This window comes from Serratia sp. 3ACOL1 (assembly GCF_003668775.1).
In the GTDB taxonomy this organism is placed as follows: domain Bacteria; phylum Pseudomonadota; class Gammaproteobacteria; order Enterobacterales; family Enterobacteriaceae; genus Chania; species Chania fonticola.
The window spans coordinates 4,544,772-4,564,867 of the sequence record NZ_CP033055.1 but is presented as its reverse complement, the minus strand read 5'-3'; the positions used below and the strand labels follow the sequence as shown (position 1 = coordinate 4,564,867).

The window sequence follows — 20,096 nt, the reverse complement described above, 5'->3', positions numbered from 1 at the left end:
GCATGCAGCGCCCCTACGTTGGAAGTCCGGTGGGTTTGTCAGCTGTCTCAAGACCAATACGTTCATCCTCAAGGTTTCAGCGGCACGTGAGCCACGATTTCATCAAAAACCCGCTGCGGTTGTATAACCCCCACCGGGCCTTCCGCTTCCAATGGCATGGTGTAGCCCGTGCGTGACTGATGAATGATACGGTGCAGTTGGTGATCCTGGATCGGCCCGGTTGAGCGCGGATCGGCGGTGACAAACAGGCTGATGGTCTTGGTTTTCAGGGCCACTGCCAGATGGAGCGGCCCGGTATCGCCGGTGACCAGCACATCGAGGCTGCTGATCAGCGTCAGCGCTCCTTGCAGCCCGGTCTTGCCGATCTGGTTATCAACGCAGGCCTGGGTATTGGCATTGATCAGCCGCTGGAACTGCTGGGCTTTTCCTTCTTCCATCGGCGCGCCGATCAGCACGAAGCGCATGTTGTCATAGCGAGCAACCAGCATATCCGCCAGTTTGGCAAAGTGCCCCACCGGCCAGCAGCGTGATTCTGTTGAAGCGCCTAGCTGGAAACCAATGGTGCAGAAATCAGGGTTTTTAATGCCTGGCGTATAAGGGGCCGGGATTTCCATGGTCGGATCGTCGCTGCGGCAGCCCAGAATAGAAACCAGCTCCAGCTTACGGCGGATAAAGTGGCCGTAATAATGGAATACGTAGTTGGTCAGCCAAGGCTCCAGCCCACAGATCCCCGAACTGTAGTTATCCCGGATGACATATTTAGCCCCGGCCATAATGGCGCTGATAATGTCATAGGGCAGGTGTGAATGCATGATCAGCGCCAAATCAGGCTGATGCTCACGCAACGATTTCAACAGCGGCCCCAGGGTCTTTATTTTGCTATTCCAGTAAACGACGCGATCGTAATAGCGGCCGTTTTCTACCAGTTCCCTATTCTTTTCATGTACCACCAGCGTGATATGCGCCGCCGGGTAGCGTTCGCGCATCGCTCTTAACACCGGGGTATTGAACATGAAATCCCCCAGCGCCGTCGTGGAATAAATCACGATATTCTCGAACTGGAGACGGCTGTCGAAAGTCGCTGGCGGCTGGAAACGGCCATGCTTTGCCGTATAGCGCCGCAAGAACCAGTCAGCGGCCTTGATTTTCCATTTTTTTGACATGTTAATTCACTTTCAGTTGATAGTATTCAGCCAAGGTCATGCCAACCGTGCGCTGTTGCAACCAGGCAAACAGCTGCTCCAAATCGCGATATAACGCGTCAATATCCTGCTCGGTTTTGAACGTCGGGCTGCCTCCCGGCATAAACTCGGAGGAGTGCAGCATAAATTCGACGTAATCGTGCCCCTGTGCCAGAGAGCGTTCGACCACCAGCTTCATCTTGTCCAGATTGTTACCGGAGGGACGCAGCCAATGCACCGACGGAGAACGCTTTTTACCCCGCAGGCGGTCATAGCCCCGCTTCACCGCATTCATCAGCGCCGAATGTTTATACTGAATGCTCATTGGCACTTCCAACAGCGTGGAATTACCGGGTTGGGCGATATTGGCCGGATCGATAAAATAGGCCTGCGAGGGGAAATGGCGATAGTCGGTCCCGCCGTTGCCCTGCGGATTGCCGGGCGAATATTGCCAGTTAACGCGCGGAGTGACGGAACAATCGACCTGATAGCCATATTCCAGCAGCAATGAGGCATAAAACTCATTAAACGCCCAGCGCCCGGCACGGTGGCTGAGCATCTTGGTCTGGAAGGTATCTTCCAGCAGCTTGGTCATATGATCGACCTTGGCGCGAATTTGGTCGGCCGGGTATTCGATCAGATAGGGTTTATGTCGCCAGTCATCATCGGTGAGCGGCGTCAGCGGTGGGCTGTTCCAGGCGTGCAGGTGCATTCCCACTTCGCCGGTGCCGCGTGCTATCACGTCGCGGGCAAATTCAACGTACTGTGTATCCACCGCCATTTCATAGTTGGTCAGATAAACCGGCTTGCAGGCATATTTTTCACACAGCGCCTGAAAGCGCGGCAAAAAACGCGTGTTCTCGGTCGAAATGCGGTCGTGGTTTTGCCACAGATTATCGCCTTCGGTATCAATCGTGATAAGAAACGCCGGTTTAGTCATACATTGGGAACCTGATAGTCACAGATTTACATTATGTTACGCAGCCCCATTCCTCAGGGCAAACGACTTTATCGCCTCGTTTGGACAACATTGAGCCGTAATTGTCACCCTATGCCACTATTTTTTTCTGCACAGGCAAGAAAACCGAGCAACAGTAGCCACATGCAATCGGGTCATTTAGAATCAAAGATTGGTTTCCCTGAAAGCGACTGACTATGAACGACGCGCCAGCCCCTGTTTCTGCCACGCCCATACAGCGTATTCTGATCGTCAAGCTGCGCCATCATGGCGATATGCTGCTGACCACTCCGGTCATCAATACGCTGCGGCAGAACTATCCCGACGCTCAGATCGACATCCTGCTATACAAAGAAACGCAGGAGATGTTGGCGAGCAACCCGGCGCTGTCGCAAATCTTTGTCATCGATCGCCAGTGGAAAAAACAGGGCACCAAGGCACACTTGGGCCACGAACTGCATCTGATCCGTCAGTTGCAGGCACAACGCTACGATCTGGTGGTCAACCTGGCCGATCAGTGGCGCAGCGCGTTGATTACTCGCCTCACCGGTGCGCGCATTCGTCTGGGGTTCGATTTCCCCAAGCGCCGTGGCTTCCTGTGGCGCTATTGCCACACTCAGTTGGTGCCGGTAGCCGGGCACGAGCATCTGCATACCGTTGAACAAAACCTCTCGCTGCTGCAACCGCTGGGTTTACCTGAGCAAAACCAGCAGGTCACCATGAGCTACAGCCCACAAGATTGGCAGGCCAGCCACCAGCTTTTGCAACAAAATGGCGTCACCGGTAGCTATATCGTGGTACAACCCACTTCGCGCTGGTTCTTTAAATGCTGGAGCGAAGAAAAAATGGCGGCCACCATCAGCGCATTGCAGGCCGAAGGGCACCAGTTGGTGATCACCTCAGGGCCAGATGCCAAAGAGCAGGACATGGTGGCGCAAATACTGAAACAGTGCCCACAACAAGGGGTGGTTTCTCTGGCCGGGCAGTTGACCCTACGTCAGCTGGCGGCGTTGATCGACCATGCCAAACTGTTTATCGGGGTAGATTCAGTCCCCATGCATATGGCGGCGGCATTACAGACGCCCTGCGTGGCGCTGTTCGGGCCATCCAAGCTGGTATTCTGGCGCCCCTGGCAGGTTATCGGCCAGGTGATTTGGGCCGGGGACTACGGCAGCCTGCCGGACCCGGATGCCATCAATACCGGCACCGATGAGCGCTACCTGGACCTTATTCCTACAGACGTGGTGATTGCAGCCGCGCGGAGCACGCTTGCATGAAAGCATTTCGCCTGGCGATTGTCCGCCAAAAATACCGCCCGGACGGCGGGGCAGAACGTTTCGTTTCCCGTGCCCTGGAGGCGCTGGAACAACAAGATCTGGATCTGAACGTCATCACCCGCGAGTGGCAGGGGGACGTTAACCCAAACTGGCACATCCACCTGTGCAACCCGATGAAGTTCGGGCGCATCAGCCGCGAACGCGGTTTTGCAGAAGCGGCTCGAGCCCTGTGGCAGAAAGAGAGTTTCGATCTGGTACAAAGCCATGAACGCATCCCCGGCTGTGATATCTATCGCGCCGGTGACGGCGTCCATCGCCGCTGGCTGCTGCAACGGGCACGCCTGTTGCCGGAGTGGCGGCGCAAATGGCTGTTCTCCAACCGCTATCACCGCTATGTGATGTGTGCCGAACGCGCCATGTATGCCGCGCCAGAGCTGAAAGCGGTGATCTGCAACGCCGAGATGATCAAACGGGAAATCATCGCCGATTTCGGCGTGCCGGCCGATAAAATCACGGTGATCTACAATGCCATCGACAATCAGAAATTTTTACCGGCGAATGAGCAACAGCGGCAGCAATTGCGGGCGCAATATCAGCTCCCGCAGCAGGCGCACTGCCTGATCTTTGTCGGTTCGGGCTTTGAACGTAAAGGGCTGGCAGCCGCAATTCGCGCCGTAGCCGCCACCGACAGCTACCTGTTGGTAGTGGGTAAAGATAAAGCAGAAAAGCGTTACCGCTCACTGGCGCAAAAGCTGGGTTGTGGTGATCGGGTGCGTTTCATGGGCGTGCAGAAACAGACGTTGCCGTTCTATCAGGCCGCCGACGCCCTGTTGCTGCCAACCTTGTACGATCCATTCCCCAACGTGATATTGGAAGCCATGTCATGCGGACTCCCGGTGATCACCAGCACCACTTGCGGTGGCGCTGAGTTCATCACTCCTGGGCAAAACGGCTTTGTCTGTGATGCGCTGGACGTCAGTGCCCTCACCGATGCTATCGTTGCATTGCCGCGGCAAGCCTTGGGTTCGAGCATGGGAGAGGCGGCGCGGCTGCGTATCATGTCTGCCACGCCAGCACACCTCTCAGAACAGCTCATATCGTTGTATAACCGACTGCTGGACTAACTTATGCGTATTCTGATGATTATCGACGGCCTGCCGGGCGGCGGAGCAGAAAAGGTGGTACTGACCCTGTGCCAGGGCATGCAGCAGTTGGGGCATGATGTCAGCCTGATCTCATTGCGGGACGTCTGCAACTACCCGATCCCCACCGGCATTGATTATCAGGTGCTCAGCGACAACTGTCGATCGCCTTGGCGTAAGCTGACCGAGCTGGCACGCCGCGCCGCGATGTTGGATCGCGCAGTTGCCGCCAACGAGCAGCAGCACGGCCGTTACGACCTGGTGTTCTCCAACCTGCATAAGACCGATCGTATCGTCAGCCATAGCAAAGTGCTGGACAGTACCCGTCTGTGGTTCTGCATTCACGGTATCCTGTCCACCTCCTACCTGGGTCACCGTACCGGCCTCGATCGCTGGCTGAAAAGCCGCAAGGTCGCGGGCGTCTACCAACGGCAGAATATCGTTGCCGTCTCGCAGGCGGTGGGCAACGATCTCCAGCAAAACCTGGGGATTGCACCTAACCGGCTGGCGGTGATCAACAACCCGTTTGATATCGCCGCCATCGAACAGCAGGCGGCAGAGCCTTGTGAACTGGCAGGCAAAGACTATCTGGTGCACGTGGGCCGTTTTCATCCACATAAACGCCACGACCGCTTGCTGAAAGCCTACGCACTGTCTGGTATCCAGGCCCCTTTGGCGCTGGTGGGCGCCGGCAATGAAGCGCAAATCAACGAGACCAAACGCCTTGCCACAGAGTTAAACATTAGCGATCGCGTGCTGTTCCTCGGTTTTCAGGCCAATCCCTATCCCCTGATCAAACACGCCGCGATGCTGGTGCTCAGTTCAGACAGTGAAGGATTCGGTAACGTGCTGGTTGAAGCCTTGCTGTGCGACACGCCGGTCGTCAGCACCCGTTGCCCTGGAGGGCCTGAGGAAATTCTGGAAAAAGCGGGGTTGACCCGTGCACTGGCGGAATTAAATGAAGCCTCACTGGCGGAGAAAATGGCAGAGATTTATGCTCAGCCGCCGGTCATTAATCACCAGCAACTGCTCAGCTATGGCCTGGAGCCTATTTGCCAACAGTATCTGGCGTTAAAGAAATAAGTCCAGGCAGGTTTACCCTGCCTGGTTGTTAATTAATTCAAGGCCTGTATTTCTTGCCACACCTCATCGACGGTAACATCGACGCAATCACCCGACTCGGTTTGCAGGATCCGATATTGCCCGCTCCACGGATGCCAAGACTCTTTATCCGTATCGCCAAAGAATACCACCATGCTTTTATTCAGTGCCGCGGCCAGATGCATCTGGCCACCGTCGCTGCACAGCACCCTGTCGCATAGCTCGAAACCGGCCAACAGTTCGCGTACCGAGGCCGTTGGGTAAAGCGCTACTCTTTCATTCTGGCAGCCAGCCAATAGCTGCTCCGCTCGCTTTTGATCGCCGATATCATCAGGCGTCAGCGTCCCCTGCGGCGACCAGAAGATCAGCACGCCGGTGGTGGGATCGGCAACCAGGCGGTTGATGATTTCGGCATAGCGCTCAATGGGCCAGCGCCGTTTCGGGCTGCGGCTGCTGATATGCACGGCAAACACCCGCTCAACCGGGGGCAACAGGCTATGCAAACGTTGCTGCGCTTGCTGCTGTTCTTCCGCAGTGAGAAAAACCTTCACCGGGGGAATGGCAATGGAGCGATCGGTGATGGCAGACAGGTAGCTGAACGTGTGTTCCACCTGATGCTTGCCGTGAAAATCTGCCGCGCGGAAAGGGTGATGAATTTCACTGGTACCAAGATCTGCGCCGATAATATTTTTAACCCCGGCCATTTTTGCCAGGCGCAGGCTATATTTGCACGGCACCGGATTAGCCAGAATAGCCGCATCAAACTTTATTTTTCTCAGCTGTAAAAATATCATCAGCCGCTCAAAATATACCCCAAGGGTGGTCTCATTCTTGGCCTTGTGTTTGGCCTTCTTATAAACAAACACCTTGGTGAGATGCGGGTTATTTTTCACCACATCCTGGCTGACTTTATTGATAAGCAGATAGAGGTTGGCGTCAGGGTAAGCGGTTTTCACCCCTTCAATCAGCGGGGTGGTACACACGAGATCGCCAATATTGTCGCGGCGGATAATTAAAATATTCTTCATTACAAACCTATCGGCGACATCTCTCGCCTGTTGTCCCAACCTGACACCGAGCCACCAAGTTAGCGCCTTTCCCTTCCGGTTATGGTACTATTCTGGATAACCCATATAAATGAAATTGATAGAATGCTGCTCCGTTTATATCAGGTACTACTCTACCTTATCCAACCCCTGATCTGGCTCCGCTTACTGCTGCGCAGCCGCAAAGCACCAGCCTACCGTAAACGTTGGGCGGAACGCTATGGTTTCTGCGCCGGGAAAGTAGTATCGGGCGGCATTATGCTGCATTCCGTTTCCGTTGGCGAAACCCTGGCGGCGATCCCTCTGGTTCGCGCCCTGCGCCATCGTTACCCTTACCTGCCGATTACTGTGACCACAATGACGCCAACGGGTTCCGAACGGGTGCAGTCCGCTTTCGGTAAAGATGTGCATCATGTCTACCTGCCTTACGATCTGCCGGGTTCGATGCGCCGTTTCCTCGACCAGGTGGATCCCAAGCTGGTGATCATCATGGAAACCGAGCTGTGGCCCAACCTGATTAACGCCCTGCATCAGCGCCAAATCCCGCTGGTGATCGCCAACGCGCGCCTTTCCGCCCGTTCAGCAGCTGGCTACAAGAAAATCGGCGGTTTTATCCGTGATATCCTGCGCCGCATTACCCTGATCGCTGCACAAAATCAGGAAGACGGCGAGCGCTTTATCGAACTGGGCCTGAAGCGTTCACAGCTGACCGTCACCGGCAGCCTGAAGTTCGATATCTCCGTAACGCCAGAGCTGGCGGCCAGAGCCATTACGCTACGCCGCCAATGGGCACCACGCCGCCCGGTGTGGATTGCCACCAGCACTCACGAAGGTGAAGAAACCATTCTGCTGGAAGCCCACCGCCGGTTGCTGGAAAAGCACCCCGACCTATTACTTATCCTGGTGCCGCGCCACCCGGAGCGCTTCCCAACCGCCAAAGAGCTGACGCAAAAAGCGGGCTTCAGCTACACCACCCGCAGCAGCGGCGAAATCCCTTCCGGCAGCACGCAGGTCGTGATTGGCGATACCATGGGCGAACTGATGCTGCTGTACGGCATTGCCGATCTGGCCTTCGTCGGTGGCAGCCTGGTTGAGCGCGGGGGGCATAACCCCCTGGAAGCGGCAGCCCATGCCATTCCGGTGCTGATGGGCCCACATACCTTCAACTTCAAAGATATCTGCGCCAAACTCTCCGAAGCAGGCGGGATGATCACCATCAGCGATGTCGATTCCTTGGTGAAAGAAATAGAAACGCTGCTGACCGATGAAGATTATCGCCGCTATTACGGCCGCCACGCGGTTGAAGTGCTGTATCAGAACCAAGGGGCGTTGCAACGCCTGCTGCAGCTGTTGGAGCCACACCTGCCGCCACGGAGCCACTAAATGAGCCACCGTAACAGCCTGTCGGTAGTGATGATCGCCAAAAACGAAGCCGAGTTGCTGAGAGAGTGCCTGCAATCGGTCGCCTGGGCTGATGAAATCATCGTGCTAGATTCCGGCAGTACCGACGGTTCCGTCGCTTTGGCGGAAAGTCTGGGTGCCAAGGTGTTTACCCATACCGACTGGCAAGGCTTCGGCAAGCAGCGGCAGAAGGCGCAAAGCTACGCTACCCAGGATTACGTGCTGATGATCGACGCCGACGAGCGCGTCACGCCAGAATTGCGCCACTCCATCGAGCAGGTATTAGCCAACGCCGACGATAACGTCGTCTACAGCCTGGGCCGCCGTAACCTGTTTCTTGGCCGCTTTATGCGCCACAGCGGCTGGTATCCCGATCGGGTCAACCGGCTATATGCCAATCAGCGCTATCGCTATAACGACGACCTGGTCCATGAATCCCTCAACACCGGCGGCGCAAAAGTCGTGCCGCTGCAAGGCGATCTACTGCACCTGACCTGCCGTGACTTTTTTGCCTTCCAGCGCAAACAGCTGCACTACGCCGAGCAATGGGCAATCCAACGCCACCAGGCCGGTAAGCGTTGCGGTTATCTGTCGATCCTCACCCACACGCTAGGGGCGTTCTGCAAAACCTGGCTGCTGCGGGCCGGTTTCCTCGACGGCAAACAGGGCTTGCTGTTAGCCGTGGTCAACGCGCAATATACCTTCAATAAATATGCCGCACTGTGGGCATTGGGCCGCAACTATTCAGAGAAGTAAACCATGAGCAGCAAAGCCATCTACCCAGGTACCTTCGATCCACTGACCAACGGCCATCTGGATCTGGTCACCCGCGCCTCACTGATGTTTGATCACGTGATCCTGGCCATTGCCGCCAGCTCGAGCAAAAAACCGCTGTTTACGCTGGAAGAACGCGTTGCCCTGGCCACGCAGGTGACCTCTCATCTGGATAACGTCGAGGTGCTGGGGTTCAGCGAGTTGATGGCGCACTTTGCCGCCCATCAGAACGCCAATATTCTGATACGCGGCCTGCGTGCAGTGTCCGACTTTGAATATGAATTGCAGCTGGCGAACATGAACCGCCATCTGATGCCAACGTTGGAAAGCGTGTTTCTGATGCCTTCCGAGCAATGGTCATTTATCTCTTCTTCCTTGGTGAAGGAAGTGGCACGTCATGGCGGCGACATCGCACCGTTCTTGCCGGATGTCGTCACCAAAGCGCTGATGGAAAAGCTCGCCGCGCAGTAATCAGTGCTGGCAGCGGCGGCAGAAGAAGGTGCTGCGCTGCCCGTGTTTGGCGCTCTCGATCGGTGTGCCACAGGCGCGGCAGGGTTCACCTGCCCGGCCATAGACCTGCAGTTCCTGCGCGAAATACCCCGGCTTACCGTCCGACTGCAGGAAGTCACGCAGCGTCGTTCCCCCTTGTTCAATTGAACGCAGCAACACCGCCTTGATGGTTTCGGCCAGCAGATCCGCCTGCGCCTTGGTCAAGGATCCCGCCTGACGATCCGGCAGGATCCCGGCGGTAAACAGCGATTCGCTGGCATAGATATTCCCCACGCCAACCACCAGCTTGTTATCCATCAACCAAGGCTTGATCAGCGTGCGCTTATTACGGGATTTCTCGTACAGGTAGGTGCCATTAAACTCTTCACCCAACGGTTCCGGGCCAAGATGAGCCAATACGTTGCTGGCGGCCAGATCTTCACACCATAGCCAGGCACCAAAGCGGCGCGGGTCGGTGTAGCGCAGGATAAAACCGTTGCTCATCACCAGATCGACGTGGTCATGCTTACCTGGCTCGGTTTCCTCTGCCAGCATACGTAAGCTGCCAGACATCCCCAGATGCACGATAATCCAGCCGTGGTCCAACTCGATCAACAGATACTTGGCACGGCGCTGTACGCTGCGCACCGGCCGATCGCTCAGCGCCAGGATCTGCTCGGAAACCGGCCAACGCAGGCGAGCGTTACGCACCACCGCATACTGGATGTTGTGGCCAACAAGATAAGGCTCGATACCACGGCGGCTGGTTTCGACTTCTGGTAATTCAGGCATGACTGGCTCCCTCTCCGTTTGCTACCCCTATAAAATGAAAAAACCCGGCCGAGGCCGGGTTTTCATTAATCCACTAAAATTATTTAATTTTAGCTTCTTTGTAGATCACGTGTTGACGGACAACTGGATCGAATTTCTTCAGTTCCAATTTTTCCGGCTTAGTACGCTTGTTCTTCGTGGTGGTATAGAAGTGACCAGTACCAGCAGAAGAAACCAGCTTGATCTTCTCGCGAACACCTTTAGCCATGATGCAGTTCCTTAATACTTCTCACCACGGGCACGCAGATCGGCCAAGACCGTCTCAATACCCTTCTTATCGATAACACGCATACCTTTAGCAGATACACGCAGAGTTACAAAGCGCTTCTCAGCCTCAACCCAAAAACGGTGTGAGTGCAGGTTAGGCAGAAAACGGCGTTTGGTCGCGTTCATTGCGTGGGAACGGTTGTTACCGCTCACCGGGCGCTTGCCAGTAACTTGGCAGACTCGTGACATGTCTTATTCTCCAAAAATCAAATCAGCTCGAGCTTCGTATAGGGTATGGCCGCCTCGTCAGGCTTTTAGAGCCCATCTCAGCAAACTTCATACTGAGGAGACTCTCGTCATCAGGTCAGAAACCTCACATCAGGTTGGAAACCTGCTGAGATAGGCTCTTAACGCCAAACCCAAGATTCTCAAAGGTGGCGTAGTATACGCTCTGAAGCGTAAGTGCTCAAGTCCCGAACAGCTAAAGATCCCTCAAGGATCGCGAAAAAGTTGCTTATAGCCATCCGCGCTCGGCAAAAGAGACGCATTCACCCCGGCCTATCACCAAATGATCGAGCACTCGGATCTCCAATAACTGGCAGGCATTTACCACTTGCTCGGTTATCAAACGGTCGGCGTGACTGGGTTCAGCCTTACCCGAAGGGTGATTATGCGCCAGAATGAGGGCTGCTGCATTAGCCTTCAACGCCGCACGCACAATTTCTCTTGGGTGGACAACGACGCTGTTGATGGTACCAGCAAACATCTCCTGATGGCGAATAACCCGATGCTGATTGTCTAAAAACAACACTAAAAACACCTCTCGCTCATGGTGAGCCAGCAAACTGTGCAGGTAATGCTGGGTAATTTTCGGGTTCAGCAGCGCGTTTTCCAGCAAATGGGGGCCGGAAAACAGCCTGAAAGCTAATTCGGAAATTGCCTGCAGCTGTGCATAGGTGGCAATCCCCAACCCTTTCTGACTATGAAATTGTTCGTAGTCCGCCGAAACCAGGTGATACAGCGAACCAAAGTGCGCCAGCAACTGTTCGGCCCGCTGTGAGACGTGAACCCCAGGTAGCCCGGTTCGCAAGAAAATTGCCAACAGCTCCATATCGGAGAGCGCCGCTGCGCCATCACGCATCAATTTTTCCCTGGGTGCCAAAGCCCCAGACCATAACGACATATCCTGATTGCTCATTGCCACCTCCCTGCCTGCTACAGCAGCATGTCACGGGGAATTTCATCGTGCGACAGGTGATTGATAATATTGCGAAGTGTTACGAAAACCCGCATGTAACTGGCTGCATACACAGCAGAATCGCTCCACCTGGCAGCGGTTATGCTAAAATGTCCGCCTCTTTCGGATTTCAATCGGACAATCATGATGACGGGACTTTCCGGCAAACATATTGTGCTTGGCATCAGTGGCGGTATTGCCGCTTACAAATGCCCTGAGCTGGTGCGCCGCCTGCGCGACAGAGGCGCCGAGGTAAGAGTGGTAATGACCAGCGCTGCCAAAGCCTTCATTACCCCACTGACGCTGCAGGCCGTTTCCGGCTATCCGGTTTTCGACGATCTGCTGGATCCCGCAGCAGAAGCCGCCATGGGCCATATTGAATTGGGCAAATGGGCCGATCTGGTGATCCTGGCCCCGGCCACCGCCGATCTGCTGGCCCGCGTTGCCGCCGGCATGGCCAACGATCTGCTGACCACGGTCTGCCTGGCTACCGCTGCCCCGATCGCGTCAGCACCGGCCATGAACCAACAGATGTACCGCGCTGCCGCCACCCAGGCCAATCTACAGACCCTACAAGGGCGTGGTTTGCTGCTGTGGGGGCCAGACAGCGGTAGCCAGGCCTGTGGCGATATCGGGCCCGGTCGCATGCTGGATCCGTTGGCGATAGTGGAACTGGCTAACGCTCATTTCTCTGCGCCGCAGGATCTGCAACATTTAAAGATTATGATCACCGCGGGCCCCACCCGTGAGGCACTGGACCCGGTACGTTTCGTCAGCAACCACAGCTCCGGCAAGATGGGTTTCGCCATCGCCAAGGCCGCCGCCGCTCGCGGTGCGCAAGTCACGTTGGTCGCCGGGCCGGTCAGCCTGCCTACGCCGCCTTGGGTAACCCGTGTGGATGTCGTCAGCGCGCTGGAAATGCAGCAAGCGGTACAACAACACGCCGCGCAGCAGAACATCTTTATCTCCTGCGCTGCCGTGGCGGATTACCGGGCAGAACAGATTGCCGATGAGAAAATCAAAAAGCAGGGTGATGAAATCATCCTCAAGATGATCAAGAATCCGGATATTGTCGCGGGCGTTGCCGCGATGAGCAAAAATCGTCCCTTTGTCGTCGGGTTTGCGGCTGAAACCCAGAATGTGGAAGAATATGCGCGACAAAAACTACTGCGTAAAAAACTGGATTTAATCTGCGCCAACGATGTATCGCTTGCAGAGCACGGTTTTAACAGTGATACCAATGCCCTGCATCTTTTTTGGCAGGATGGAGACAAGCGCCTGCCGCATAGCGACAAGGCACTCCTTGGCCAACGTTTACTAGACGAGATAGTCAGCCGTTATGATGAAAAAAATCGACGTTAAGATCCTTGACCCACGTATCGGTCAAGATTTCCCACTGCCGACCTATGCCACCCCAGGCTCTGCCGGGCTTGATCTGCGCGCCTGTCTGGACAGCGCGGTTGAGCTGGCACCAGGCGAAACCACCCTGCTGCCTACCGGCCTGGCTATCCACATCGCCGATACCGGTCTAGCTGCAGTGATCCTGCCGCGCTCCGGTCTGGGCCATAAGCACGGCGTCGTGCTGGGTAACCTGGTTGGCCTGATCGACTCCGATTATCAGGGCCAACTGATGGTGTCCGTATGGAACCGTGGCCAGAAATCCTTCACTATCGAGCCGGGTGAACGCATCGCACAGATGGTATTTGTGCCGGTAGTGCAAGCCGAGTTTAATCTGGTGGAAGAGTTCGATAGCAGCGAACGGGGTACCGGTGGTTTTGGCCACTCTGGTCGCCAATAGAACCTGCCCGTAACCGAATGATTTACAGGGATGGCGCCTGCCACCGCGCCGCTAGCAATGCGGCACGGTTGGTCTGGCAATTGAGAGTAACGCACGGAGAATAAGGGTCTGAAAAGACCTGTTAGCCATTACACCGTACAACAGCGATCTTATAAGCCGCACAGAGTTTACTCTGCAACGGCCGGTGCGCGGGTTTTCGCAAATCTATACCCGAAGAGATTGAGGGGATAAGCCGTTTTAGCAAGGGTCTAATCAAACATGGCAGAAAAAGAAAATACCAAAAGGAATCGGCGTGAGGAGATATTGCAGGCGTTAGCCCAGATGCTGGAATCCAGCGACGGCAGCCAGCGCATTACCACAGCCAAGCTTGCCGCAAACGTTGGTGTCTCTGAGGCTGCCCTTTATCGGCATTTCCCCAGCAAGACGCGGATGTTTGATAGCCTGATCGAGTTTATTGAAGATAGCCTGATAACGCGCATCAACCTGATCTTGCAGGATGAAAAAGAGACGTTCAACCGCCTACGCCTGATTGTGTTGTTGGTACTGGGGTTTGCAGAGCGCAACCCAGGCCTGACCAGGATCATGACCGGCCACGCGCTGATGTTTGAGCAAGATCGCCTGCAGGGCAGGATCAACCAGTTGTTCGAGCGGATTGAAGCACAACTGCGTCAGGTGTTGAAGGAACGCAAGCTTCGGGAAGGAAAGGGCTTTATCGTCGATGAGACCTTGCTGGCCAGCCAGATCCTGGCCTTCTGTGAAGGGATGCTGTCGCGCTATATTCGCTCTGAATTCCGCTACCGCCCAACGCAGGATTTCGATGCCCGCTGGCCGCTGTTAGCAGCGCAACTGCAATAATAAAGGATTGAATCGGTAGTACTCCATAGCCGTTTATACCCTATGGATTTTGAGTTGCAGCTAGGCGACAAACTTACTCATCCCCAGGAGCTTACTTTTCGTAAGTGACTGGGGTGAGTAAGTGCAGGTAACAACGCTGCAGCTTGAAAGACGACGGGTATAACCGGGTTCAACCCGGCGCTATTATTTTAAACCCCGTACTGCTCGCGATAGGCCCGCACTGCCACCAGGCTTTCGGACATTTCCGGCTGCTCTTCCAGGTAAGCAATCAACTCCTTAAGCGTAATAATCGAGATCACTTTGCAGTGATAATCACGCTCCACTTCCTGGATCGCAGAAATGTCGGCACGGCCACGCTCCTGACGATCGAGAGAAATCAGCACACCTGCCAGGCTGGCGTTATGGGCACTGATAATCTCCATCGATTCGCGGATGGCCGTCCCGGCGGTGATAACGTCATCCACCAGCATCACACGCCCCTGCAACGGGCTACCTACCAGCGTGCCACCTTCACCATGTTCCTTGGCTTCTTTGCGGTTGAAGCAATAAGGCACATCGAGATTGTGATGTTCTGCCAATGCCACTGCGGTGGTGGTCGCGATCGGGATACCTTTGTAGGCTGGGCCAAACAGCAGATCGAACTCGATGCCGGAATCCACCAGCGCTTCGGCATAAAAACGCCCTAACAGCGCCAGATCACGCCCGGTATTAAACAGGCCGGCATTGAAGAAATAGGGGCTGGTACGGCCGGATTTCAGGGTGAACTCGCCGAATTTCAATACCTGCTTGCGGAGCGCAAACTCTATAAACTGGCGCTGGTAGGCTTTCATTACTGCTTCTCCTAATTTGGTCGGTAACTTTAGTTCTATTTTCCGGGCATAAAAAAGGCGACTGCTTGGTCGCCTTTAAAAATCAGTCTGCCAGCGCCGCTTTCTGCGCCTGGAAGATGGTTTCGATGCCCCCTCGGGCCAGCGCCAGTAGCGCCAATAGCTCATCGTGGCTGAACGGCTCACCCTCGGCGGTGCCTTGCACCTCGATCATGCGGCCATCTTCCATCATCACCACGTTCATATCGGTTTCTGCGGCGGAATCTTCCACATACTCCAGATCGCACAGCGCTTCGCCGCCAACGATACCGACAGAAACTGCGGCAACCATCCCTTTCATCGGGTTGGCTTTCAGTTTACCGGCGGCAACCAGCGCATTCAGCGCATCGGCCAGCGCCACACAGGCTCCGGAGATAGAAGCGGTACGGGTACCGCCATCGGCTTGCAGCACATCGCAGTCCAGAGTGATGGTGAACTCACCGAGCTTTTTCAGATCCACTGCGGCACGCAGTGAACGAGCGATCAGACGCTGGATCTCCAACGTACGGCCACCCTGCTTGCCTTTGGCCGCTTCGCGGGCATTACGGCTGTGGGTAGAACGCGGCAACATGCCGTATTCTGCGGTGATCCACCCTTGCCCCTGGCCTTTCAAAAAGCGCGGAACGCCCTCTTCTACCGTGGCGGTGCACAAAACTTTGGTATCGCCAAACTCAACCAGCACTGAACCTTCAGCGTGTTTCGTGTAGTGACGGGTCAGTGTCAGGGGGCGAACTTGTTGTGGTGCTCTGCCTGCAGGACGCATGGGCTCTCTCCGGCTTCTTATTAACGTTTGGCTGCGCATTATACGGGCTTCGTGACGTTATGCCTATCCTGCCCGCAGGTGCAACGCTATAATCGTTCCATCTTTTCCTATTTACGGGTACGCACAATGATCCGCAGCATGACCGCCTACGCCCGGCGTGAAATCAAGGGTGAATGGGGCAGCGCAGCTTGGGAGCTGCGTTCCGTTAACCAACGCTACTTAGAAACCTACATCCGCCTGCCTGAGCAGTTCCGCAGCCTTGAGCCAGTGATCCGCGAGCGTATCCGTGGCCGCCTGACACGTGGCAAAGTGGAGTGCAACCTGCGCTTTGAGCTCGACCCAAGCGCGCAAAGCTCGATGATCCTGAACGAAAAACTGGCCAAGCAGCTGGTTGAAGCCGCCAACTGGGTCAAAATGCAGAGCGACGAAGGGGAAATCGATCCAATCGACGTCCTGCGCTGGCCGGGCGTGATGTCCGCTCAGGAACAGGATCTGGACCTCATCAGCAACGAGCTGATGCAGGCGCTGGAAGGCGCACTGGATGATTTCATCGTGGCACGCGAAAGCGAAGGCACCGCGCTGAAAGCCCTGATCGAGCAACGCCTCGACGGCGTGAGCGCCGAAGTGATCAAAGTACGCGCCCAGATGCCTAATATCCTGCAATGGCAGCGCGAACGTTTGGTCAGCAAGCTGGAAGAAGCCCAGGTACAGTTGGAAAACACTCGCCTAGAGCAGGAACTGGTGCTGATGGCACAGCGTATCGACGTCGCCGAAGAGCTGGACCGCCTGGAAGCACACGTCAAAGAGACGCACAACATTCTGAAGAAGAAAGAAGCCGTTGGCCGTCGCCTCGACTTTATGATGCAGGAATTCAACCGCGAATCGAATACGCTGGCGTCCAAGTCGATCAATGCCGAAGTGACTACTTCAGCTATCGAGCTGAAGGTGCTGATTGAGCAGATGCGTGAGCAAATTCAGAATATCGAGTAAGTTTTAAGTGCCATCATTGAACAGAGAGCCCGCATAACAGCGGGCTTTTTAATATCACCACCAATCGAGGTTTTCCTATGTCCAAATATGCCCAGGCAGCCGTTGATACGGTAAGAAAAAACCAGGGAAAATCATCACTCGATATGCGTCAAGAATGGGATAAAACGATGATGGAGTATTTCCCCACTCAAAAACCGTCCAGAGTGAAGGGGTGTCCACGTAACGCATTTCTTGGGCTTAGCGAGGAAGGGTTGATTATCGGCATTCCTGCTGGCGATTATGGTGTTAGAAAGGGAAATGTTAATAAACAATATGCAGTTGATGCAGTAACACTTCTTAAAGCTGGCGACGAACCTGATAAAAAACAGTTGTGGGCAGTGGTCGCCGATGCAAAAAAGGCCCTGAATCATCAGATGGATATTGTCTTGGCTTTACTGCGAGAAGGTATGCTCAATATCTAGCAGCTATCGAGCCCACATGTTGGAAACCATTTCGTTGAAGTCACCAAAAAGCTAACCCTACATCGCAGGGCTAACTCAATATCAGGTCAGCCCCACCATCCTCCGCTATAACCCCATCGGCCAGGCGGATCACGCGCGGAAAGTGCGTTTTAACAAAAGCATAATCATGGCTAATGGCCAGCACGGTGGTGCCTTGCGAACGGCAAACCGCTAACCAGCGGGTAAATACCCCCAACCAATAGCTATCAAAGTCACGACTGGGCTCATCCAGCAGTATCAGAGGCGGTGCTACAGCTGCGAGGCTGGCTACCGCAACCATACGCCGCTGTCCGGCGTGTAAATCCAATGGGTGAGCATCCGCTACATCCGTTAGCTCACAAAGCGCCAGCGTTTGGGCAACTCGCTGCTCCAGACTATCGCCACGCATGCCCTGATGGCGTAAGCCAAAAGCGATCTCATCACGTACCCGGTTGAGAAATATCTGCCGTTCCGCTTCCTGAAATAATACCCCCAGCAACGGCGCACGCTTTGCCGCTTTAAGGGTGGCAATATTTTGCCCCTGTAAGAGAACCTTGCCGCCGGTCGGTTTTAGCAACCCGGCCATCAGGCGTAATAATGTGGATTTCCCGGCGCCGTTATCCCCGATCAAGGCCACCCATTCCCCGGCCCTAATGGTGAGATCCAAACCGTTAATGATGGGTTCGCTCACGCCTGGCCACTGATAGTCCAGCGATTCAATCGTCAGCATTATGAGAGCCAACCTTGCTCCAACGCCCAAGTTTGCAGGCAATAAGCGGCAACCTTGGTGAGCGACCGTTCAAAGAGCAAAATCACGCACTGCTGCTGGTTAGCGTAGGTGGCCAGCTGTTGTAACAGCTTGGTGGTAGCATCGGGTGTCAGGCGGCTAAAGGCTTCATCCAGCAGTAGTAGCCGGGGGCGCATCGCCAGCGCACAGGCCATCACTACCCGTTGCGCCTCGCCGCCAGAGAGCGTGGCCGGGTGACGATGGCGTAAAGCGTGGCAATCGGTAAACGTCAGCGCCTGTTCGATACGCGCCATGATCTCGGCTTCATCCAGGCACAGATTCTCCGGCCCGAAGGCAATCTCCTCTTCGACAGTGAAGGTACAGCCTGAGAGTTGCAGCTGTGGCGCCTGTTGGATGAGCTGCACCTGTTGCGCCATTTCAACCAGCGGGCGCGAACCTATCTCATCGCCGAGGACCTGTCCTGAACCCTGTAATGTGCCGGGTAAGAAGTCGGGGAAACAGCCTGCCAGCAGTTGGGCAAGCGTGGTTTTGCCGCTGCCATTCCCACCGCTAATGCCATATAAACCTGGAACCTCGCAATGTAGAACGATGCTTTCCAACTGCCAGCGACTACCTTGAGGAATAAAGCTCAGCGCATTCAGTGCCACAACCACAGCCAGGCTCCTATTTCCAATGCCGCCACCAACAGCAAGCCATAGCGCACGCTACGTTGCAGTGGGCTGTCGCTCGGTGCCCATAGCGTTGTGCGTCTGGGATGCAGCCGAAAAGCGCGCATATCCAGCGCCGTGCTGCGCGCGGTTAAATCATTCAACGCACTGTGGGTTAACGGGATAACCAATGCCGGAATGTAGCGCAATCGTTGATACCAATAACCGTCTAGCGGTACGCCTCGTGCCAGCTGTGCCTGGTAAATCGCGGCCAGTTGCGCTCGCAGCTGTTCGGCAACCAGCAACGGCCCCGCCAGCAGGTATGCCAGCCCGAGCGGCAAACGGCTGGCAAACAGGGCGCGAATAACACGCTGCGGCGGCACGTATTGCAGCCAGATTTGCCCAAAACTTAACAACGCCAACAAGCGTAGCCAGAGCGCGGCGGCGTTGAGCATTTCGCTATCATCACGCGCCTCCCCCCGTAACCACCACGCCAGCCAACCGCTATGCACCAGCCATAAGCCGCCCGCCATGGGTAACATGATCCACGCCACGTATCGCCAGCGATGCCGGGTACTTTTCATCAGGATCAGCAGAAGAAAGCTCGCCAGGCTATAGGCTAGCAACGGATAGCCAAACGGCATCAGCAAGCTGCTAGTACCCAGTACCAGCCAAAGAGCCAGCGAGGTAAACGGGTGCATTAACGCACGGCGGCCATTGCAGGGAAATTACGCAGTGTTCGCTGCGACATATTGCGCACCAATAACCAGACGATAATGGCAACCAGCACTTTATCTATCAGGTTGATCCCCAGCACGGTCATTGCGACGGATTCGATCAGGTTGCTGCCCATCGAATGCACATAGGCGACAAAGAAATCTGCGCCACTGCCAGTGACCCCGGCAAACAGATAAGTACGGATCGGTACGGCAACTATCGTCACGGCCAAGGTGATCACCACGCCACTCAGGATCACTTTTGGTAACGTCCGGAACCAGCCGATGCTAGCCAATAAGCCAGCCACCAAACCAATCACCATTGCCACCGGTGCGAACGCCGCCGCAATCGGGCCGGTGAGCAGGCCCCAGATCAGGTTGGTCAATAAACCGGTCAACATGCCGATAATCGGCCCGGCGAGGATCGCACTCAGCAAGGTACCGATAGAATCGAGGAAAATAGGCAGCTTCAACATCGATACCAACTGCCCGCCGATCATGTTGATGGCAATTGAAATCACCATCAACACCAACGTCTGACTCGATAACCCATTACGTGCCATAACAACCTCACTTAACTAGTAGGAAAA

At 55.3% G+C, this 20,096-nt stretch carries 24 protein-coding genes; 11 read left to right on the top strand and 13 right to left on the bottom strand.

Translation table 11 applies throughout. From position 1 onward, the window contains the following. Positions 1-68: 68 nt before the first annotated feature. Together D9980_RS20565 and D9980_RS26750 are read right to left on the bottom strand one after the other, a co-directional pair. A complete protein-coding gene (locus D9980_RS20565) occupies positions 69-1,163 on the bottom strand; it encodes a glycosyltransferase family 9 protein (RefSeq protein ID WP_121608308.1) in 1,095 nt (364 codons plus the stop codon). Between the two features lies 1 nt (position 1,164). Beyond that, positions 1,165-2,121, bottom strand: coding sequence for a polysaccharide deacetylase family protein (locus D9980_RS26750; protein WP_162304305.1), 957 nt, complete (start codon positions 2,119-2,121; stop codon positions 1,165-1,167). Between the two features lie 215 nt (positions 2,122-2,336). Here D9980_RS26750 and rfaQ point away from each other — a divergent pair, with 215 nt between their 5' ends. The 3 genes from rfaQ to D9980_RS20545 are packed head-to-tail and all read left to right on the top strand — an operon-like array spanning position 2,337 to position 5,641. After that, positions 2,337-3,416, top strand: coding sequence for a putative lipopolysaccharide heptosyltransferase III (gene rfaQ / locus D9980_RS20555; protein ID WP_024527877.1), 1,080 nt, complete (start codon positions 2,337-2,339; stop codon positions 3,414-3,416). Continuing rightward, positions 3,413-4,540 (top strand): glycosyltransferase family 4 protein, encoded by a 1,128-nt coding sequence (locus tag D9980_RS20550; protein ID WP_121608307.1) that lies wholly within the window; start codon positions 3,413-3,415, stop codon positions 4,538-4,540. Before rfaQ ends, D9980_RS20550 begins: the two co-directional genes overlap by 4 nt. Positions 4,541-4,543: 3 nt before the next feature. Beyond that, positions 4,544-5,641 (top strand): glycosyltransferase, encoded by a 1,098-nt coding sequence (locus D9980_RS20545; protein ID WP_121608306.1) that lies wholly within the window; start codon positions 4,544-4,546, stop codon positions 5,639-5,641. Positions 5,642-5,673: 32 nt separating this feature from the next. On the opposite strand, the gene D9980_RS20540 is transcribed toward D9980_RS20545, so the two are convergent. Continuing rightward, positions 5,674-6,687, bottom strand: coding sequence for a glycosyltransferase family 9 protein (locus D9980_RS20540; protein ID WP_098929415.1), 1,014 nt, complete (start codon positions 6,685-6,687; stop codon positions 5,674-5,676). A 123-nt stretch (positions 6,688-6,810) separates the two neighbouring features. Between D9980_RS20540 and waaA the strand changes: the two genes are divergently transcribed. The 3 genes from waaA to coaD are packed head-to-tail and all read left to right on the top strand — an operon-like array spanning position 6,811 to position 9,351. Continuing rightward, the gene (waaA, locus tag D9980_RS20535; RefSeq protein ID WP_024482919.1) at positions 6,811-8,088 is read left to right on the top strand and encodes a lipid IV(A) 3-deoxy-D-manno-octulosonic acid transferase; all 1,278 of its coding nucleotides are present in this window, start codon (positions 6,811-6,813) and stop codon (positions 8,086-8,088) included. After that, positions 8,089-8,862, top strand: coding sequence for a glycosyltransferase family 2 protein (locus D9980_RS20530; RefSeq protein WP_121608305.1), 774 nt, complete (start codon positions 8,089-8,091; stop codon positions 8,860-8,862). It abuts the gene before it with no gap. A gap of 3 nt (positions 8,863-8,865) precedes the next feature. Continuing rightward, positions 8,866-9,351, top strand: coding sequence for a pantetheine-phosphate adenylyltransferase (gene coaD / locus D9980_RS20525; RefSeq protein WP_121608304.1), 486 nt, complete (start codon positions 8,866-8,868; stop codon positions 9,349-9,351). Here the strand turns inward: coaD and mutM are convergent, their stop codons facing one another. The 4 genes from mutM to radC form a co-directional block, all read right to left on the bottom strand. After that, entirely contained in the window at positions 9,352-10,161 is an 810-nt protein-coding gene (gene mutM / locus D9980_RS20520; protein WP_121608303.1) for a bifunctional DNA-formamidopyrimidine glycosylase/DNA-(apurinic or apyrimidinic site) lyase, read from the bottom strand. 79 nt (positions 10,162-10,240) lie between these two features. Next, entirely contained in the window at positions 10,241-10,408 is a 168-nt protein-coding gene (gene rpmG / locus D9980_RS20515) for a 50S ribosomal protein L33 (protein ID WP_004392084.1), read from the bottom strand. Between the two features lie 11 nt (positions 10,409-10,419). Further along, positions 10,420-10,656 carry a 50S ribosomal protein L28 gene (gene rpmB / locus D9980_RS20510; RefSeq protein ID WP_004931195.1) on the bottom strand — a complete coding sequence of 79 codons (237 nt, stop codon included), beginning with the start codon at positions 10,654-10,656 and terminating at the stop codon, positions 10,420-10,422. 265 nt (positions 10,657-10,921) lie between these two features. Continuing rightward, the gene (gene radC / locus D9980_RS20505; RefSeq protein ID WP_024482923.1) at positions 10,922-11,605 is read right to left on the bottom strand and encodes a DNA repair protein RadC; all 684 of its coding nucleotides are present in this window, start codon (positions 11,603-11,605) and stop codon (positions 10,922-10,924) included. 183 nt (positions 11,606-11,788) lie between these two features. On the opposite strand from radC, the gene coaBC reads away from it, so the two are divergent. The 3 genes from coaBC to slmA all read left to right on the top strand — a co-directional run bounded on the left by coaBC (position 11,789) and on the right by slmA (position 14,297). Continuing rightward, positions 11,789-13,006, top strand: coding sequence for a bifunctional phosphopantothenoylcysteine decarboxylase/phosphopantothenate--cysteine ligase CoaBC (coaBC, locus tag D9980_RS20500; RefSeq protein ID WP_162304304.1), 1,218 nt, complete (start codon positions 11,789-11,791; stop codon positions 13,004-13,006). Further along, positions 12,984-13,442 carry a dUTP diphosphatase gene (gene dut, locus D9980_RS20495; protein WP_039996197.1) on the top strand — a complete coding sequence of 153 codons (459 nt, stop codon included), beginning with the start codon at positions 12,984-12,986 and terminating at the stop codon, positions 13,440-13,442. Before coaBC ends, dut begins: the two co-directional genes overlap by 23 nt. Before the next feature lie 258 nt (positions 13,443-13,700). After that, positions 13,701-14,297 (top strand): nucleoid occlusion factor SlmA, encoded by a 597-nt coding sequence (gene slmA / locus D9980_RS20490; RefSeq protein ID WP_021181838.1) that lies wholly within the window; start codon positions 13,701-13,703, stop codon positions 14,295-14,297. Between the two features lie 188 nt (positions 14,298-14,485). Here the strand turns inward: slmA and pyrE are convergent, their stop codons facing one another. Both pyrE and rph read right to left on the bottom strand, forming a co-directional pair. Further along, positions 14,486-15,127: an orotate phosphoribosyltransferase gene (pyrE, locus tag D9980_RS20485; protein ID WP_121608301.1), complete on the bottom strand. Its 642-nt coding sequence runs from the start codon at positions 15,125-15,127 to the stop codon at positions 14,486-14,488. Between the two features lie 82 nt (positions 15,128-15,209). Continuing rightward, positions 15,210-15,926 carry a ribonuclease PH gene (gene rph, locus D9980_RS20480; protein WP_024482927.1) on the bottom strand — a complete coding sequence of 239 codons (717 nt, stop codon included), beginning with the start codon at positions 15,924-15,926 and terminating at the stop codon, positions 15,210-15,212. Between the two features lie 126 nt (positions 15,927-16,052). On the opposite strand from rph, the gene D9980_RS20475 reads away from it, so the two are divergent. Further along, positions 16,053-16,916: a YicC/YloC family endoribonuclease gene (locus D9980_RS20475; RefSeq protein ID WP_021181835.1), complete on the top strand. Its 864-nt coding sequence runs from the start codon at positions 16,053-16,055 to the stop codon at positions 16,914-16,916. A gap of 77 nt (positions 16,917-16,993) precedes the next feature. Next, on the top strand, positions 16,994-17,377 hold the full coding sequence (locus tag D9980_RS20470) for a hypothetical protein (RefSeq protein ID WP_121608300.1): 384 nt from the start codon (positions 16,994-16,996) through the stop codon (positions 17,375-17,377). A gap of 70 nt (positions 17,378-17,447) precedes the next feature. Here the strand turns inward: D9980_RS20470 and D9980_RS20465 are convergent, their stop codons facing one another. From D9980_RS20465 to D9980_RS20450, 4 genes are read right to left on the bottom strand one after another with little or no spacing between them, the layout of a single operon-like run. Next, on the bottom strand, positions 17,448-18,125 hold the full coding sequence (locus D9980_RS20465) for an ABC transporter ATP-binding protein (protein ID WP_121608299.1): 678 nt from the start codon (positions 18,123-18,125) through the stop codon (positions 17,448-17,450). Further along, entirely contained in the window at positions 18,125-18,784 is a 660-nt protein-coding gene (locus tag D9980_RS20460; RefSeq protein WP_370454356.1) for an energy-coupling factor ABC transporter ATP-binding protein, read from the bottom strand. Before D9980_RS20460 ends, D9980_RS20465 begins: the two co-directional genes overlap by 1 nt. Further along, on the bottom strand, positions 18,781-19,491 hold the full coding sequence (locus D9980_RS20455; protein WP_121608298.1) for an energy-coupling factor transporter transmembrane component T: 711 nt from the start codon (positions 19,489-19,491) through the stop codon (positions 18,781-18,783). Before D9980_RS20455 ends, D9980_RS20460 begins: the two co-directional genes overlap by 4 nt. After that, on the bottom strand, positions 19,491-20,069 hold the full coding sequence (locus D9980_RS20450) for an ECF transporter S component (RefSeq protein ID WP_021807285.1): 579 nt from the start codon (positions 20,067-20,069) through the stop codon (positions 19,491-19,493). The genes D9980_RS20455 and D9980_RS20450 overlap by 1 nt, the downstream gene beginning before the upstream one ends. Positions 20,070-20,096: the final 27 nt, after the last annotated feature.

Excerpts from the sequence above, each read along its gene's own strand:
- D9980_RS20450 (WP_021807285.1), bottom strand. The coding sequence starts at position 20,069 with ATGGCACGTAATGGGTTATCGAGTCAGACGTTGGTGTTGATGGTGATT.
- D9980_RS20530 (WP_121608305.1), top strand. The coding sequence starts at position 8,089 with ATGAGCCACCGTAACAGCCTGTCGGTAGTGATGATCGCCAAAAACGAA.
- D9980_RS20465 (WP_121608299.1), bottom strand. The coding sequence starts at position 18,125 with ATGCTGACGATTGAATCGCTGGACTATCAGTGGCCAGGCGTGAGCGAA.
- mutM (WP_121608303.1), bottom strand. The coding sequence starts at position 10,161 with ATGCCTGAATTACCAGAAGTCGAAACCAGCCGCCGTGGTATCGAGCCT.
- D9980_RS20550 (WP_121608307.1), top strand. The coding sequence starts at position 3,413 with ATGAAAGCATTTCGCCTGGCGATTGTCCGCCAAAAATACCGCCCGGAC.
- coaD (WP_121608304.1), top strand. The coding sequence starts at position 8,866 with ATGAGCAGCAAAGCCATCTACCCAGGTACCTTCGATCCACTGACCAAC.
- pyrE (WP_121608301.1), bottom strand. The coding sequence starts at position 15,127 with ATGAAAGCCTACCAGCGCCAGTTTATAGAGTTTGCGCTCCGCAAGCAG.
- slmA (WP_021181838.1), top strand. The coding sequence starts at position 13,701 with ATGGCAGAAAAAGAAAATACCAAAAGGAATCGGCGTGAGGAGATATTG.
- D9980_RS20455 (WP_121608298.1), bottom strand. The coding sequence starts at position 19,491 with ATGCACCCGTTTACCTCGCTGGCTCTTTGGCTGGTACTGGGTACTAGC.
- rpmB (WP_004931195.1), bottom strand. The coding sequence starts at position 10,656 with ATGTCACGAGTCTGCCAAGTTACTGGCAAGCGCCCGGTGAGCGGTAAC.
- D9980_RS20565 (WP_121608308.1), bottom strand. The coding sequence starts at position 1,163 with ATGTCAAAAAAATGGAAAATCAAGGCCGCTGACTGGTTCTTGCGGCGC.
- rpmG (WP_004392084.1), bottom strand. The coding sequence starts at position 10,408 with ATGGCTAAAGGTGTTCGCGAGAAGATCAAGCTGGTTTCTTCTGCTGGT.
- D9980_RS20540 (WP_098929415.1), bottom strand. The coding sequence starts at position 6,687 with ATGAAGAATATTTTAATTATCCGCCGCGACAATATTGGCGATCTCGTG.
- dut (WP_039996197.1), top strand. The coding sequence starts at position 12,984 with ATGATGAAAAAAATCGACGTTAAGATCCTTGACCCACGTATCGGTCAA.
- waaA (WP_024482919.1), top strand. The coding sequence starts at position 6,811 with ATGCTGCTCCGTTTATATCAGGTACTACTCTACCTTATCCAACCCCTG.
- rfaQ (WP_024527877.1), top strand. The coding sequence starts at position 2,337 with ATGAACGACGCGCCAGCCCCTGTTTCTGCCACGCCCATACAGCGTATT.
- rph (WP_024482927.1), bottom strand. The coding sequence starts at position 15,926 with ATGCGTCCTGCAGGCAGAGCACCACAACAAGTTCGCCCCCTGACACTG.
- D9980_RS26750 (WP_162304305.1), bottom strand. The coding sequence starts at position 2,121 with ATGACTAAACCGGCGTTTCTTATCACGATTGATACCGAAGGCGATAAT.
- D9980_RS20470 (WP_121608300.1), top strand. The coding sequence starts at position 16,994 with ATGTCCAAATATGCCCAGGCAGCCGTTGATACGGTAAGAAAAAACCAG.
- D9980_RS20475 (WP_021181835.1), top strand. The coding sequence starts at position 16,053 with ATGATCCGCAGCATGACCGCCTACGCCCGGCGTGAAATCAAGGGTGAA.
- coaBC (WP_162304304.1), top strand. The coding sequence starts at position 11,789 with ATGATGACGGGACTTTCCGGCAAACATATTGTGCTTGGCATCAGTGGC.
- D9980_RS20545 (WP_121608306.1), top strand. The coding sequence starts at position 4,544 with ATGCGTATTCTGATGATTATCGACGGCCTGCCGGGCGGCGGAGCAGAA.
- radC (WP_024482923.1), bottom strand. The coding sequence starts at position 11,605 with ATGAGCAATCAGGATATGTCGTTATGGTCTGGGGCTTTGGCACCCAGG.